Below are 17,151 nucleotides of genomic sequence, written 5' to 3'. Positions count from 1 at the left end.
ACAATTCTATCAAACTCAAACTTTTATGTAAATATGTATAGACATTTATAAAAGAAAAGAGTAATTTATATAGAGTGAAAAATAACTTGTAACATTTTATAAACATATTGTAAAATGATTGTAACAAAACATACATAAAAATGAAATAAATACATAATAGTGATGTTGGGGAAAGGGAGAGAGTATATTGTTCCGTAAAGTAAAGGGTATATTAGTTGGGGTGTTATGTGTAGCTATAATGAGTGGCTGTGGTGCAAAAGTAAGTGATGTTGCATTGGTAAGTGATATTGGTGGGCACACTGTAGAGGCTAAAGCAGAAGTACAGGATACTATTAGTTTAGTTGATGGTCGAACTGGTACTGAAGTGAAAAAATTAGATTTATCTGGTTTAGGCTATTTTGAAGATGAAGCGAAATTTAAAAAGTCTGTAACAAAGGTTGTTGGTGAGGTTGGAAAAAGCGTCGACAAAAAAATGGTTCCTTCACGTATAGCACCTGATGGAAGTTGGCAAGAAGGAAAACCTTCTTATGAATTATTGGAAAAAGAATTAGTAGATAAATTGTTAAACGTTGGTATGTGGGATGCTACGTATCAGTTGCCGATCGTGGAGAAAAAACCAGTCGCAACATTAAGTGATGCGCAAGGAAATGGTACGGTAATTGGTAGATATGAAACGAACTTAGGTGGTTCAACAGGTGGCCGTATTGAGAATATTCGTTTGTCAGCAGCGAGCATAAATGGAGTTGTGTTAGCAAAAGGAGACCGTTTCTCTTTTAATTCATTAATCGGTGATACAACACCAGATAAAGGATATCAATTAGGGAAAGAAATAGTTGATGGTAAATTAGTAGATGGATATGGTGGTGGTGTTTGTCAAACATCTTCAACTTTATACAATGCAGCAGATCAAGCTGGCCTGAAAATGGTGGAGAGAACTACACATTCTAAAACGGTAGGTTATGTTCCACAAGGAAGAGATGCTACAATTGCATATCCATATTTAGATTTAGTATTTGAAAATACGAATGATGCACCTGTGAAGCTTTATATGGGCATTCAGGGTGGAAAACTAGTTGCTGAAGTACATAAAATGAGATAAGAGTTATAAAGCCACCTTTTCTGAAATTTAGAAAAGGTGGCTTTTTTATTATGAAAATAAAAATATATGTAAATTCTGACTTTTCTTATTTACATAGGATGATTTTAGTTGTATCCTTCATAGTAACGGTTATATGTAATGGAAAAATATAGGGATAAGGAGATGGAGTTATTCATGGTACAAATTCATCCGAAAACACGTATTGGTCATATTGAATTTAAAGTGAAAGATTTAGAGCGTCAAATTGCTTTTTATGAAAATGTTGTAGGATTAGAGGTAATTAAGCAAGAGGGGAATAAAGCATATTTATCTGGAAAAGGTGGAAAGAACGCGTTACTTGTTCTTGAAAAGTTAGAGGACGGGGTACTGCAAGAACCGCGTACGACTGGTATATATCATGTAGCCTTTTTAGTTCCGACTCGTGAAGCTTTTGCTTCTGCGCTATTTGGGGTTCTTCGTAATAAGAATGTAATTGACAGCCCGGATGAGCAAGAAGGGCGTTATACATATTCAAATGAAATTTTACCAATTTCAAGGTTTAATAGTGCAAGTGATCATACATATAGCGAAGCTTTTTATTTGCAAGATTTAGAGGGGAATGGTATTGAAATTTATGCAGACCGTCCGCGTGATCAATGGGGAGAAGGGTCAGGAGGAAGTACACCACTTGATTTAAAAGAATTGGCAACACTCGTTGATTATGAGTTTGATGGTTTGCCTGCTAATACTGTCGTTGGGCACGTACATTTACGAATAGCTGATGTAGAGAAATCATATGAATTTTATGTGGAAACAGTAGGTTTTGAAGTACAACAGCGTGAAGAGGATTGCTTATTTATTTCAGCAGGGGGATATCATCACCATATTGGTGCAAATACGTGGAACGGAGTAAACAATCCACACCCACCAGTATATGCAACTGGACTAAAGGTATATGCTATTGTACTACCGCATAAAGAAGCGTTAGACGAAGTGAAAGAAAGATTAATAGAAAAACAACATGAAATAAATGAAACTACAAATGGGTTTGTGGTGGTAGATCCAAGTGGTATTACAGTGCAGTTTGAAATAGAAGCAGTGTAAAATAAGCGAGAAAGTGAATAATCACTTTCTCGCTTATTTGTGATTATTCATAGCTCAATCCAATATCTTCTTACTATATTCCCATCTTCCTCAGTGAAATCATCATCACGAATCCCGCCATTATGCAAAATCGTTTTTTCAGAAGCGGTATTCACAGCGTCGCAAACGACAAGTACTTTCGTGATGTCTAACTCCTTCGTTTTTTCTAATGATAATGCTAGTAACTTCGTAGCATAACCTTTTCTTCTTTCAGAAGGGCGAATGCCATAACCAATGTGACCGCCAGCGTTAAATAAATGTTTGGTTAAACTATGACGTATATTAACAGCTCCCACAATTTTATTTTCATCTGTAACAAGCCAATATGTAGAGTCTGGTACCCAAGTTTCAGGGATATTTATTCCGTTATGCGCATCGAGAAGTTCTTGAACCATAGCTGGGAAGTTGGCAGGATTTTTTGAGATAATCCACGGGATCATTGTTTCACCGCTATCTTTCCATTCGTTATAGAAATCTAAGTATTCTTCTTGTAAATCAGTAGTAGGTGTGAGTAATGAGACGTTCATTGTTAGTAAGCTCCTTTATTTATATAGTTTTTATAAAAAATTACGATACAAAGCGAAAGCGTTTTCCATAGTTTCTCAACCTAATTTCACGTAATTCATCTTTGATTTTTTAGAAAATTAGTGAAGGTTTAAAATTAGAAGTTATTTATTTTATGTTAATATTTTAAATATTAACATAAAACGGTCGGAGTATTAAGTATATTTTAGCGGTACCCCTATATGTAAATAAAAGGATGTTTGTGATAATTTTTGTTTTATCTATCTATAATGAATGAAAGGGGGAAGTGCCCGTGAGTGTAGATTTTGATTTTATTATACGAATCGGTGTTGCTGGCTTGTTAGGAGCAATGATTGGTATTGAAAGAGAAATTCGATCGAAAGAAGCTGGATTAAAGACTCATTTCCTCGTAGCGGTAGGAAGTGCGTTAATAATGGTTGTTTCGAAATATGCCTTTTCAGATATTGTGTTTGAAGAGCATATGTCTCTAGACCCAAGTCGTATTGCAGCACAAGTCGTTAGTGGAGTTGGTTTTTTAGGTGCAGGCACAATTATTATTCAAAAGCAGGCGGTGAAAGGATTAACGACCGCGGCTGGTTTATGGGCTACTGCCGGCATAGGATTAGCAATTGGAGCGGGAATGTATGTAGTAGGTATTGGAGCGACGATTCTCGTTTTAATTGGTTTAGAAATTGTAAGTCGTATTTTTAAGGTGCAATTTTTATTTCCACAAAATATAACAGTGCAAATGTTTGTAAATAAACATGAAGCGGTACAACAAATATTAGAAACACTACAAGTGAAAGGCATCCCAATACTCTCATATGAGGTGGAAGCTTCACAGCAAAGTACAGAAACTGTTTATAAGGTAGGGATGCAACTGAAAAATATATCGTCAGAAGAAAAGAATGAGTTTATTCAGCACATGCAAACATTACCGGAAGTTACATTTATAAAGTTAAAATCATAGTGTTGAAAACGAGGATAGATGTAGCAGGAATTTTGCTATCATCTATCTTTTTTGATATAAAATGCACGGAAAGTCAAGCGTTAATTTTATATGGAATGGATACATGTGTGAACGTTACCTTATTTTTTCTCAATACAGGACAAAAAGTAAAAATAGTAAAATAATGGAGCGTGACACTAAAAATGTAAGGTAGGGGAGAGCATGAAAGGCTATTCAAAGAAAATGTTAGTAGGGGTAAGTTTTGCTAGTTTAATGTTAGGGAGTTTTCAAGGGGTAAGTTTGGCAGAAGATACTAAGGGAGAGCAAGTTTCTTATCGAAATGTGCTCAAAATGGAGCCAGTCGGTGTACAACTACCAGTACAAGAATTAGCTCATTCATCGAAAGTGCTCGAAAGCAAGTCTTTTGAGAAAAGGTTACAATTTGCCGATTTATCACAAAGACCACCTGAGGTGAAAAAAGAAAGTAAGCAATTAGCTGTAGCGAAAACTTATACAATTGCCGAATTAAATCAATTAAGCAATCAGCAGTTAGTAGATTTACTTGTAACAATTGATTGGGAGCAAATTACGGGGCTATTTCAGTTTAATACAGACAGTCTAGCATTCTATCAAAATGATAGTAGGATGCAGGCGATTATTGATAAATTGAAGCAGCAAGGACAAGCCTATACGAAGGATGATTCAAAAGGGATTGAGACATTAGTAGAGGTATTACGTTCAGGATTTTATTTAGGATTTTATAATTCGGAACTTAGTAAATTAAATGAACGGAGTTATCATGATAAATGCTTACCTGCATTAAAAGCGATGGCTAACAATTCAAATTTCAAGCTGGGTACATTAGAGCAAAATAGAGTGGTATCATCATACGGAAAGTTAATAGGAAACGCTTCGAGCGATGTGGAAACGATAACATCGGCTGCAAAGATTTTTAAACAATATAATGATAATTTTTCTACATTAGTAGATAATCTTTCAGCTGGAAATGCTATTTACGATATTATGCAAGGTGTTGATTACGACATTCAATCGTATTTGTACGATACGAGGAAAGCACCGAAAGATACAGTATGGTATCAGAAAATAGATAGTTATATTAATGAATTAAGTCGTTTTGCATTAATGGGAACGATTACAGAAAAAAACGGTTGGCTTATTAATAATGGCATTTATTATACAGGTAGACTCGGTATGTTCCATAGTACAGGAACGAAAGGGTTACAAGTTGTAACAGATGCGATGAAAATGTATCCGTATTTAGGGGAGCAATATTTCGTAGCTGCTGAGCAAATTGCAACGAATTATGGCGGAAAAGATGCAAATGGTAAAGTAGTGAATTTAGATCAAATAAGAGAAGATGGAAAGAAAAAATATTTGCCAAAAACGTATACGTTTGATGATGGGGCAATTGTTTTAAAAGCTGGAGATAAAGTGACAGAAGAAAAAGTAAAACGTTTATATTGGGCGGCAAAAGAAGTAAAGGCACAATTCCATCGTACGGTTGAAAGTGATCAACCTTTAGAAAAAGGAAATCCTGATGATGTATTAACGATGGTTATTTATAATAGCCCAGCAGAATATCAATTTAATCGTCAATTGTACGGTTATGAAACGAATAACGGTGGTCTTTATATAGAAGGAACAGGTACGTTCTTTACTTATGAGCGTACGCCAGAAGAAAGTATTTATAGTTTAGAAGAATTATTCAGACACGAGTTCACGCATTATTTACAAGGTAGATATGAAGTACCAGGGTTATGGGGACAAGGGAAAATATATGAAAATGAAAGATTATCTTGGTTTGAAGAAGGAAATGCTGAGTTTTTTGCAGGGGCAACGAGAACGGATAATGTTGTACCGAGAAAGAGTATTATAGGAGGATTATCTTCAAATCCAGCAGAGCGTTATACGGCAGAGCGAACGTTAAATGCAAAGTATGGAACGTGGGATTTCTATAATTATTCCTTTGCTTTACAATCGTATATGTACAATAAGAGATATGATATGTTCGATAAAATACATGATCTTATTAGGAAAAATGATGTAACAGCATATGATGCATATCGCTCTACATTAAGTAAAGATGCGAATTTAAATAAAGAATATCAGGACTATATGCAAATGCTAGTTGATAATCGTGAGAAATATAATGTGCCATTAGTATCAGACGATTATTTAGCGAATCATGCATCGAAGCCAGTTTCAGATATTGCAGCAGAAATAACAGCGGAAGCAAAATTGAAAAATGTATCAGTGAAGAAAAATAAATCACAGTTCTTTAATACATTCACACTACAAGGAACATATACAGGAACTGCAGCAAAAGGAGAATATGAAGATTGGGAAACAATTACACAAAACGTTAATGATACGTTAAAACGTTTAAGTGCAAAGGAATGGACAGGCTATAAAACAGTAACAGCATACTTTGTAAAATATCGCGTGAATACATCAGGACAATTTGAATATGATGTTGTGTTCCACGGTATTAATACAGAAGAAGGTGCAGAGAATAAAGCACCAGTTGCAGTTATAAACGGTCCGTATAGCGGAAATGTAAATGAAGCAATTTTATTTACAAGCGACGGATCAAAAGATGAAGACGGGAAAATTACTTCGTATAAATGGGAGTTTGGTGATGGAGCAGTAAGTAATGAGCAAAATCCAACTCACGTATATACAAAAGAAGGAACGTATACGACGAAATTAACGGTAACAGACGATAAAGGAGCAACTAATACTGCTACAGCGACTGTAACTGTTCAAAAGAAAGAAGATAACAGTGTAGAAAAAGAACCGAATAACTCATTCCAAACAGCAAACCAATTGCAGTTAAATCAAGTTTTACGTGCTAGTTTAGGAAATGGCGATACAAGTGATTTCTTTGAATTTAATGTGGAGACTGCTAAAAACCTTCAAATTAACGTAACGAATGAAAATAATATTGGAATGAACTGGGTACTTTATTCTGAAGCAGATTTAAATAATTATGTTACGTATGCTCAGCAACAAGGGAATAAACTAGTAGGTAGTTACTATACGTATCCAGGGAAGTATTATTTACATGTGTATCAGTATGGCGGGGGGACAGGGAATTATACGGTGGAAGTGAAGTAGTAAAAGGGGAGTTGTCTTTTTCAATGAATGGAAAAAGGTCTGTACTTTAATGAAAAAACAACTGCAGGCAATGTCTCTAATGATAATAACAAATTAAGTGTCGCGAGATGTTATATTTATATTAAACCAATCTAATCAGTAAATAAGATAAAAGCGATGAACTAGTATTTCATCACGATGTAAGAAAAGTTATAAATATTAAGTGTTTTTAATTGAATTAAACTAAAGGATCAGAGTGTATCTGTAACAATAGATAGGCTCTGATCCTTATTATATTTAATTAACGCATATGAATTTAAGATAATTAATAAGTAAGCTAGCTAGCGGGATTCTTAAAATTCATTTATGTAATTAACTAAACAGAAAATTGTTATCACATTAGCAAGGGATACTAATAGAAAAGCGTGTCCCTTTACCTAATTCACTCTCTATTTCTATATCTCCGTTTAATTCTCTAATAATACTATAAGCAATCATAGTACCAAGCCCAGTTCCTTTTTCTGTTGTTGAATAGAATGGCAAAGCAATTCGTTTTATTTGTTGAGATGACATCCCAATTCCTGAATCAATAATATCAATTATGATATTCCCTTTTACTTTTTGTATATTTATTTGTAATAATCCACCATTTTTCATAGCCTCAATTCCGTTTTGGATGATGTTGTTTAGACAGAGTTTGAATTTTTCGGGGTCCCCATTTATATAAAAGGAATCTGTACTATTTTGTTTGATTTCAACTTTGTATGATAGAGCGAGTGGTGAAATAGTATCTTTCACCTGATTTAAAATGTGATTAATATCTATTTTTTCTTTTAGGGTATTCTGTGGTTTGGTTAAAGATAAATAGTTATTAATAGTAGATTGTATTTGCTGCATTTCAATTAACATGATTTCTAAGTATTGATCCTGAGATAGCTTAGAGGCATGTTTTTCATTTAATAATTGAGTGAATCCATGTACCGTGGTTAGTGGATTGTGGATTTCGTGTGCAATTGACGCTGCTAGTTCGCTAGCTATATAAAATTTTTCAGCCCGTTGCAGTTTTTCTTTCATTTTATATTTCTCAATCATTTCCTCTATAAAATAAACTGATAATAATACTGTGAAAATATTAATGACTATATAATTTAATAAAAATTCTATGAGAGTAGAGTCTATTTTACCTCCTGTATTTATTTGAGTTACAATACCGCAAATAGAAAGGGAAGCTGTACATACTAAAATAAGAAGTAAGCTTAATAATATCTTTTTTTCTTTAAAATACATAGGTAATAAGTAACGAAAGAGCATTGTTATAACAGAAATGATAGTAAAGATAATAAATGATGGAAGAACGCCATTTCCGCCTAAGTAAAACCGGTAAGAAAGATATAAAATTCCTATAAAAACAATGTTTTTTGTATTTCCATATAGAAAAACTAATATAATAGGAATAAAACGTAAATCATAAATAAATCCCACATGTAAATGAAAAGGAAAAGTCATACAAAAAATAATAGCAATGGAGGAAAGGATAGAAAATAACATATTATTACATGTTATTTTTTCTTTAAACTCTAGCCAAAATACGTGATAGCTAAGGATACAAATTATTATAATAAAGGTATTTAATAAAAGAGTAGAAATTCCCATAGTTTTGCATCTCCGATAGTTTGTAAGTAGAATTATGTATGAGTTGGACATAGATGTTTAGTATTAGTAGACTTTTTATCTAAAAAAGGAAGGGTACTTGAAAAGTGCTGTTATATTACTCGTATTAAAATTGATAAGGAAAATAGAAAAAAATAATAGATAAAAAATCTATTTAAATTTATGTACATATGAAATCATAAACTAACTTTTGTATAGGTGAAATTTGGATTGAGTTACTGATAAAATAAGTCTTTTTAAGTATGAATATTCTGTGAAAAAGATATGCGTGGTGACTCCTGTTTTGTAGCCTTCGTTATATTAACATGGAATATATCAAATTACAAAGTGAAATTTTAGAAAAATTTTATTAGTACATTTTATCTGAAATAGAAATGCTATTTATTTGAGTATTTTGGTACTTACTCGTATAAAACTTTGTTAGAAAAAGACTTTAAAATTTACATGTTTTTTTATGAAGTGTAATATTGTAGCTTTATCTATGGGGCTTTCTCAATAACTATTAAGGCGTAAAGTTAATATATATGGGTTTATAGATATGAATTATTACATAAAAACGCACTTAAAAAAGGATGTATGATGGTAATAGAATACAAACATCAAGGGGGAACTTAAAATGAAGTTAAATAAACTAGTGCTTAGTTGTGGAGTAGTTTCAGCATTAACACTTGGTGTGTTAGGGAATAATACTTATGCTGAAGAAGTACACAAAACGAATGATCCAATTCATGTAGTTGAACATGTTTCTGCAGACTTATTATTAACCCAAACAATGAATTATAGTGGCGAGGCTGTAACTTCTTTCGTATATGATGGGAGTACTGACTTAAGCTTCTCTATGAAAAATAATGGTCAAAATACAATGGGATATAGTGTAAAAGGTCCAAATACAGAGCTAATTGTTGGTGGTTATATAAAACCTGGAGAACAACAAATTAATGTTACAAATGTACGGAATGCTTTATCTCCATTACCGAATGGAACATATAAAATTTACGTTTCAAATGATGATGGTTCTAAGGGGCAATTCCAAGTTTCAGTAAGATCTGTGAATTAAATTTAAAACGCTTTGTTTTTAAGTTAATTTAATCTTTGCTTATTGGAAAGAAGCTAAAATGAATTGAGAATTACCGATAAAAATGAAAACGAGCACCTTATCTAATTGTGAGAGGGTGTTCGTTTTTTGCTATTAAACAGAAAATAATTATAAATATATTTTGATATCCCCATTGCTAACCTACTAGATTGTGTCAACGAGAGAATGTCTACTATAAAAGATATTAAAATAAAGATGATGTAACATTCCGCTAAATTATATGGGGAAATAGAAAAACCACCCTTATATGAGTGGTTTTTAGTAATTATTTTTAGGTTATACATTTAAAATTAGGCTAAGTTATAGAAATAATAAACATTTAATCTGTTGTTATTATTTTGGTTCTGGATAATGATTGTAGTATGAGATTCTAATAAATTCTTGGTAGACATTTGTTAATTTGGCATCTCTAAGAGCATCGTTGAATTTTTGCATACGTACACTCCCTTGAGCGTAGCCTCCACCTGGAGTATAAGGGTTTCTAGCTTCAAAGTCATCCAAAAATACTTTTAATTTTTTATAGTCTTGAGATTGATAGAAAGCCACAGCCTCTTCAGGAGTGACATCAAAGTAAGAGGATGACGTTGAGTTATAAGAAGCTGCTTGAGCAGTAGGTGCCTCTAGCATAGTTGCAGCTCCACCGAACATAGTAAGCGCCATAGAAGATACAATAATTTTTTTAAACATAATAAAACCTCCATGTAGAATATTAGATTAATAGTAATCCTGTAATCATTATAGTTACAATGAAAATGATTATCAAATGCAATATTGCATAATATATCCCGTTATTTTTGGGCAGTAAGCCTCCCGCCCAAAAATTCAATGAAAGCAAAGAAGTTAGGTGGGAATCGGGCGGATTAAAGTTTCGCTTTATTATTTGAACGAGAAGTCACCTTTATATTTAAATGGAGGAATGTAATAGATTAAAAGAGGTGTATAAATTACTCAGGTTAACAAGAAAATGAAAAGGCTATTTTTAATAGGGGAAAGCTTAATAACTGGAGTAAAGGAATTGCTATTTATATATTTAACATACATATTTGTCTTTTAAATTGTAGGCGTGTTTTAGAATTTGTATATAGTAAATTCGTTAAAAAACTTGATAAATAATAAAATGTGTAAATTTTTTGACTATTTTACTAAAATTATTTAATATTTGTAATTTATTGTTTTATAATGATAATTGGGTCGATCGTGAATGTTTTAGATATTGCGATATATACTCGGATTAATTTATTCTAGGGAGGTTACAAAATTGGGTAAGAGAGTCATTATAAGAGTTTTTACATTATTATCAGTACTGGCATTATTCCTTAATGTATTTTTACCTAGGGCTAGTGCAGAGGTTATGACGCATGAGAAATATTCAATGGACTGGAGTTATAGTAATAGTCTAGGTAAGTACATTCGCACTGAAATGATTAAAAATTCAAGTGGTCAAATTGCTTATTGCTTAACCCTTGGATTAAAATCACCAAATGGTGAAGATCTTCCTGAAATGGGGAAAACAGATAATGTAGTATATAGAGTCTTATTAAATGGTTTCCCGCAAAAAAGTGCTGAACAGCTGGGAGTAGCTAATAAAAATGAAGCGCATTATGCAACGCAACTTGCGGTTTGGAATGCATTAGGTCAACTCGATGTAAATGAATTAAAACATGAGAATAAAAATGTTGAAAAAGCAGCTAAGGCTATTATTAGTAATGCTAACAATAGTGAAGAGACTCAAGATGTTTTTATGAATGTGATTCCTGCTGAAAAGCAAAAAGCAGAATTAAAGGGTGAATTCTTCGAAACAAATCTATATTCAGTACAAACAAATGCTAAGAGTGGTTCTTATAAGGTAGTAGCGAAAAATGCACCTAATGGAGTTAGAATTGTTAGTGAAAATGGAGAAGTGAAAGATCAGCTTTCAGTTGGAGAAAAATTTCGTATCCAAATTCCTAAGAATACAAAAACGGGTGAATTTAATTTAAGTGTTGCTGCTAATTTAACTAAAGTTCAAGCAATTGCTTATCGTGGTACGGATACTGTTCAGAATGCTACAGTACTATTAGAGAGAAATGAAGAAAAGCTTAGTAGTGATCTTGCAGTAAATTGGGAAGCAGCTGGTTCTTTAAAAATTAAAAAGGTTGGAGAAAATGGAGAAGTTTTAGCTGGTGCAGTATTTGAGGTCTTTAATGCAAATAATGAATCAGTCGGAAAAATCACGACTGGTGCTGATGGTATGGCAGAATTAAACAACTTACCAATTGGTACTTACACATTAAAAGAAATTAAAGCACCAACAGGCTATGTTTCAGATGATAAACCACAAACTATTGAAGTTAAGACAGGGGAAACAGGAGCTGTCCAAATAGTAAATAACAAAGTAAAAGGTAACATCGAAATTAAAAAGCTTAGTGATTCAGGAAAGATTTTACCAAATGTTGAATTCACAGTCTTCACTGAAGATGGAAAAGAAGTGAAAAAAGTAGTAACAAAAGAAAATGGAATTGCAAACGTTGAAGATCTTACGTATGGTAAATATTATTTCTTAGAGACAAAAACACCTAATGGATATATTGGAAATAAAACAAAGTATCCTTTTGAAATTAAAGAGAACAATAAAACACTTACTTTTACAGTGGAAAATACCGAAGTGAAAGGTAGTGTAAAATTACTAAAAGTAGATAATGAGGATATTAGTAAAAAATTAGAAGGTGCAGCATTCGAGCTAAAAGATGCAAGTGGAAAAGTAGTTGGGGAATATAAGACAGATAAAAATGGTGAGATTAACGTCAAAGATTTAGCGTATGGTAAATATTCATTTGTAGAAAAGGCTTCTCCAAATGGTTACGTTCTTGTTAAAGAACCGATTACGTTCGAAATAAAGGAACATGGAAAGATTATTGAGTTATTGGCAGTTAATCATCTTATCAAAGGTGATCTAGAAATTACAAAGGTAGATGTAGCTGATGGAAATAACAAGCTTCCAAATGCAGAATTTACAATTTATAACGAAGCAGGAAAAGAAGTAGTAAAAGGTAAAACAGATGATAAAGGTATCGCTAAATTTGAAAAGCTACCATTTGGAAAATACACATATAAAGAAACTGTTGCACCAAACGGTTATGTATTAAATGAAGAAACGTTCTCTTTTGAAATTAAAGAGAATGGTCAAATCATTAAACACATTGTCAAAGATGAAAAGATTCCTTCAATAAAAACAACAGCTACTGATAAAACAGATGGTACAAAAGAAATGCACACGTCTAAGTCTGTAACAATCCAAGATAAAGTGGAATACAAAGATCTACAAGTAGGTAAAGAGTACAATTTAAAAGGTAAATTAATGAATAAAGAGACTAATAAACCATTCGTTGTAAATGGTAAAGAAGTAACTGTTGAAACGAAGTTTACACCAAAAGAAGCAAATGGTTCTATTACACTAGATTTCACTTTTGATGCAACTGGTTTAGAAGAAAAAGAAGTAGTAGTATTCGAAGAGTTACTGAAAGACGGAAAAGTTGTTACGACACATGCTGATATCAATGATAAAGGTCAAACAGTTAAGTTCGTTAAGCCATCAGTAAAAACGACAGCAACAAACAAAGCTGATGGTGGAAAAGAGATTCATTCAAAGGATTCTATCACAATCCAGGATAAAGTGGAGTACACTAACTTAGTTGTTGGTAAAGAGTACACTGTAAAAGGAAAATTAATGAACAAAGCTATTAACAAAGCATTACTAATTGATGGTAAAGAAGTAACAGCTGAGACTAAATTTACTGCAAAAGAAAAGAACGGTTTTGTAACATTAGACTTTACTTTTGTTGGTGCTGAACAGCAAGGAAGAGAAGTAGTTGTGTTCGAAGACTTATTACATGAAGGGCAAGTAATTGCAACTCACGCTGATATTAACGATGTAGGTCAAACAGTTCGATTTGTAGAGCCTTCTATTAAAACGACAGCTACAAATAAAGCTGATGGTTCTAAAGAGTTAGACGCTTCTAAAACTGTAACAATCCAAGATAAAGTGGAATACAAAGACTTAATCGTGGGTAAAGAGTACGTAGTAAAAGGTAAACTAGTGGATAAAGCAACAAACAAGCCATTATTAGTTGATGGTAAAGAAGTAACAGTAGAATCTAAGTTTACTGCTAAAGAGAAGAATGGTTCTATCACATTAGACTTCACTTTCAATGCTTCTGCATTACAAGGTAAAGAAGTAGTAGTATTTGAAGAACTGTATCAAGATAATATATTAGTAGCTATTCACGCTGAAATTGAAGATAAGGGACAAACAGTGAAATTTAAAGAGGGAAAATCGGAACAACCAAAACCAGAACAGCCAAATTCAGGTAAAAATACGCCAACACCAGAGCAACCTAACGAGCAAGTAAAAGAACAACCACAACTTAAGAAAGAAATTCAATCTAAAATTGGATGGTTACCGCAAACAGGTACTAATCTTACAAGTTGGATCTCTATGGCTGCAGGAGCATTACTGTTAATTGTTGGTGGAGTGATTTTCTTAAAACGTAAAAATGCATAGAAATTAAAAAATAAGCACATCTGTTTTTATAACAAGATGTGCTTATTTTTATCATTTTAGCCAAGAAGACTCCTATATTTAAGCGTGAATGGCATTTAAAATAGCAACCATATTTTATAGGTAATTTTGAACAGTTAAAAGAAATATTACAGGAGGGTGAAAAGCAAGGAGTTTTTCATTTCTTCTCCATAAATCATACAATACATTGGATCACTTCTATTGTTTTATTTCCAAAGTTTAAAAAGTTTATTGATTTTTTAGGACCAAATGAAACGAATGATACAAATCATGAATGGATGCCAGAAAACTTAGTGGACAGGATTGTTACTGCATTAACAGATAAACCTAATGTGTAAATTATTCAGTGTTTATGAATTCTATTATTACTATTTAAAGCCTAATTTCTCAATGTATTGTAGAGAAATTAGGCTTTTTTTATCAATTCATTAAAGTTTTTATAATTCAAAGACTCAAGTTAATGATTATATTTTCAAGTATTCGTTTTGAGCTACATAGATATAGTTTTCGTTGCAACTGTTTGTTGAAATATTTTATCATGCTCAACAATAACCATTGTGGGATTAAATTGTTGAATAAGTTCTTCAATCTGCATACGGGAATAGATATCTATAAAATTTAGTGGTTCGTCCCATATATATATATGAGCTTTTTCACATAAACTTTTAGCGATAAGCAGTTTTTTCTTTTGTCCACCAGAATAATGAGATATATCTTTTTCAAATTGAATTCGGTCAAAGTCCATCTTACTTAGGATGGACTTAAATAAGGTTTCATCAATCTTGTGCTCTTCAATAAAGCCTGATAGCGATCCCTTCAAATGAGAAGTATCTTGTTGGACATAGGAAATGATGAGTCCTGTACCTAAAGTAACTAAGCCTGTATGCTGTATCGGATGTCCTAGAATTAGTTTTAGGATACTACTTTTTCCGCTCCCATTCGTTCCATCAAGTACAATTCGGTCACCTTGTTCAACTATGAAGCTAATCGGCTCATTCACAATTTGATCATTGTACTTAACGGACACGTCAACTAAAGTAACCAATTCATTTGATTTAAATTGCAATTGTTCCAATTTTAATGACTCAGTTTTTTCCACATTTTTTAGTAATTTTGATTTTTCCTCAATAGCTTTTTGTTGCCTTGATTCAAGGTTTTTTGCTCTTTTCATCATCTTGGCTGCTTTATGTCCTACAAATCCCTTATCCAACTTAGAGCCTGAATTCCTCGTTCCATTTTTTGAAGCTTCCACGTCATGAGACCAACTTGCTGAACGTTTGGAAGACTGTTTTAATCGCCCTATGTCTTTTTGTAGACGCTCATTTGTAGCCTTCTCGTGTTCTTGCTGTCTATCAAAATTTAACTTCCAAGAAGAATAGTTACCACTTTGAACTTCAATATTTGCTCTATTAATAGATAGGATATGGTCAACGCACCCATCTAAAAAGATTCTGTCATGTGAAATTAAAATAAATCCTTTTTTCTTCCTTAGATAATCGGAGACTATCTTTCGTGCATCTGTATCTAAGTGATTTGTTGGTTCATCAATTAATAGAAATTGACCCGCATTTAAAAACAGTGCAGCAAGCAACACTTTTGTTTGTTCCCCATTTGATAATGTTTTAAATGGTCTGTACATGACCTCAGCATCAACATTTAAATAGGATATCTCACGTAGAAGTTCCCAATCTGCGGCTTGGGGACAAATTTCTTCAAGGATTTCATGAGTGAATTTGTTCTTATCTGAAACAGAGTAGGGGAAGTAATTGAATTCTACTGAAGCAAGGATTTTCCCGCTATACTCATAATTCCCTAACAATAAATTAAAGAATGTCGTTTTACCTCGTCCGTTTCTACCAATAAATCCTAGCTTCCAATCCGTATCTATTTGGAAGTTTACACTTTCAAAAATATTATCAAAGCTACCTGGGTATGAAAAAGTTAAGTCTTGGACCTTTATCATTGACATAATAATTCCTCCTTTATATATCGAAACGTTTCATATAAAGTCGGAACATCCATCCATTTTTTAATTCCTCTATATAAGTTTGATGGATATTAACGACTTATATAGAGCATTACATGTGTAACAATAGTATCTGAAGTACTCATTTTTCTCGCTCCTTTATTTGTGAAGTACATTTAACAATTAGTAAGTTTCAACTAAGGCAAACGGGAATAAAAAAATCCCCCAATTTGTAATCGGAAGGATTAGTCTTTCGTCTATACTTAATAAGTACTTATTAATCATTTGAATCATGACAAATAAAGTATGAACTGAATTTTAAAAATGGATAGACTAACCCTATATTTTGTAGTTTGAAGTTATAAAATTCAACTTAAAATATAAATTAGTTAATCATTATTCATCCATCATTCCTTTCATAATTCTATTTTTAGAGTAACATTCTTTTTAGGGAGATGCAATATTGGCTTCAATTTCATCTAATTCTAAATCATTTATAATTCTTTGAGTAAGGAGATAAAACTTTACCGCCCTTTTTATAAACATCACATTTTTGTTCAATAGGTCATGTCTTTTGTCCGTTAAAAAGGGAGGATATGAAATTGACATCAACTTTTTGTGTAACTATAATAGTTACAGTTGGTTTCGTAAACTAATTTGAATTTCTATTTTAATGATAGTATATTTTCATTCCTTTTTAAGTGTGACAGATAGCAGCTATAATCCAATAGAGGAGTAGATTCTATCTCATATGTAAAGAGTAGATAAGTTGTACCCGCCAAATTTACGATGCTCAAATACTTAAAAAATTACATTTTTCAGCTTATCCTTTTTAGAATCCTCAGTATTGATAATTGTAAACATCTACAAAAAGTTAATAAGATTGTTGTGTGTAGAAAGAAATCTTTTAAAAAGGTCATAATATGGATAATAGATAGCACACATTTTAATTAGTAGGACTTGTGCCACCATCAAGCCATTTTTTAATAAAAGTATAGAAAAATCAAGAAGGTGAATCCATTGCGTAAACATGTATATGTGCAATTTT

General features: G+C 32.4%; 10 protein-coding genes and 1 pseudogene. 7 read left to right on the top strand and 4 right to left on the bottom strand.

What is annotated here, in order from left to right:
• Positions 1-187: 187 nt before the first annotated feature.
• Positions 188-1,099 carry a VanW family protein gene (locus tag HMPREF2590_RS20250; protein WP_000488970.1) on the top strand — a complete coding sequence of 304 codons (912 nt, stop codon included), beginning with the start codon at positions 188-190 and terminating at the stop codon, positions 1,097-1,099.
• A 174-nt stretch (positions 1,100-1,273) separates the two neighbouring features.
• On the top strand, positions 1,274-2,182 hold the full coding sequence (locus tag HMPREF2590_RS20245; RefSeq protein WP_003316003.1) for a VOC family protein: 909 nt from the start codon (positions 1,274-1,276) through the stop codon (positions 2,180-2,182).
• 47 nt (positions 2,183-2,229) lie between these two features.
• Here the strand turns inward: HMPREF2590_RS20245 and HMPREF2590_RS20240 are convergent, their stop codons facing one another.
• Complete coding sequence (locus HMPREF2590_RS20240; protein WP_003316013.1) at positions 2,230-2,748, bottom strand: GNAT family N-acetyltransferase; 519 nt, start codon at positions 2,746-2,748, stop codon at positions 2,230-2,232.
• A 290-nt stretch (positions 2,749-3,038) separates the two neighbouring features.
• Here HMPREF2590_RS20240 and HMPREF2590_RS20235 point away from each other — a divergent pair, with 290 nt between their 5' ends.
• Complete coding sequence (locus HMPREF2590_RS20235) at positions 3,039-3,716, top strand: MgtC/SapB family protein (protein WP_000109721.1); 678 nt, start codon at positions 3,039-3,041, stop codon at positions 3,714-3,716.
• A 201-nt stretch (positions 3,717-3,917) separates the two neighbouring features.
• Positions 3,918-6,833, top strand: a complete 2,916-nt coding sequence (gene colA, locus HMPREF2590_RS20230) for a collagenase ColA (RefSeq protein ID WP_000679524.1) — start codon at positions 3,918-3,920, stop codon at positions 6,831-6,833.
• A 378-nt stretch (positions 6,834-7,211) separates the two neighbouring features.
• Here the strand turns inward: colA and HMPREF2590_RS20225 are convergent, their stop codons facing one another.
• Positions 7,212-8,465 carry a sensor histidine kinase gene (locus HMPREF2590_RS20225; RefSeq protein WP_000513017.1) on the bottom strand — a complete coding sequence of 418 codons (1,254 nt, stop codon included), beginning with the start codon at positions 8,463-8,465 and terminating at the stop codon, positions 7,212-7,214.
• 634 nt (positions 8,466-9,099) lie between these two features.
• On the opposite strand from HMPREF2590_RS20225, the gene HMPREF2590_RS20220 reads away from it, so the two are divergent.
• Complete coding sequence (locus tag HMPREF2590_RS20220; RefSeq protein WP_000773526.1) at positions 9,100-9,540, top strand: hypothetical protein; 441 nt, start codon at positions 9,100-9,102, stop codon at positions 9,538-9,540.
• Between the two features lie 372 nt (positions 9,541-9,912).
• Here the strand turns inward: HMPREF2590_RS20220 and HMPREF2590_RS20215 are convergent, their stop codons facing one another.
• The gene (locus HMPREF2590_RS20215; RefSeq protein WP_000473483.1) at positions 9,913-10,266 is read right to left on the bottom strand and encodes a hypothetical protein; all 354 of its coding nucleotides are present in this window, start codon (positions 10,264-10,266) and stop codon (positions 9,913-9,915) included.
• Positions 10,267-10,837: 571 nt separating this feature from the next.
• Here HMPREF2590_RS20215 and HMPREF2590_RS20210 point away from each other — a divergent pair.
• Positions 10,838-14,119: a VaFE repeat-containing surface-anchored protein gene (locus HMPREF2590_RS20210; protein WP_003316042.1), complete on the top strand. Its 3,282-nt coding sequence runs from the start codon at positions 10,838-10,840 to the stop codon at positions 14,117-14,119.
• Between the two features lie 104 nt (positions 14,120-14,223).
• Positions 14,224-14,475: pseudogene (locus tag HMPREF2590_RS20205) on the top strand (TetR/AcrR family transcriptional regulator); the annotation flags it as partial.
• Between the two features lie 152 nt (positions 14,476-14,627).
• Here HMPREF2590_RS20205 and HMPREF2590_RS20200 read toward each other — a convergent pair.
• On the bottom strand, positions 14,628-16,106 hold the full coding sequence (locus HMPREF2590_RS20200; RefSeq protein WP_000061795.1) for an Lsa family ABC-F type ribosomal protection protein: 1,479 nt from the start codon (positions 16,104-16,106) through the stop codon (positions 14,628-14,630).
• Positions 16,107-17,151: the final 1,045 nt, after the last annotated feature.

The sequence above is a fragment of the Bacillus sp. HMSC036E02 genome (assembly GCF_001836235.1).
GTDB lineage: Bacteria > Bacillota > Bacilli > Bacillales > Bacillaceae_G > Bacillus_A > Bacillus_A cereus.
Note: the sequence above shows the minus strand (reverse complement) of the source record. Positions and strands in the feature narration are given on the sequence as shown.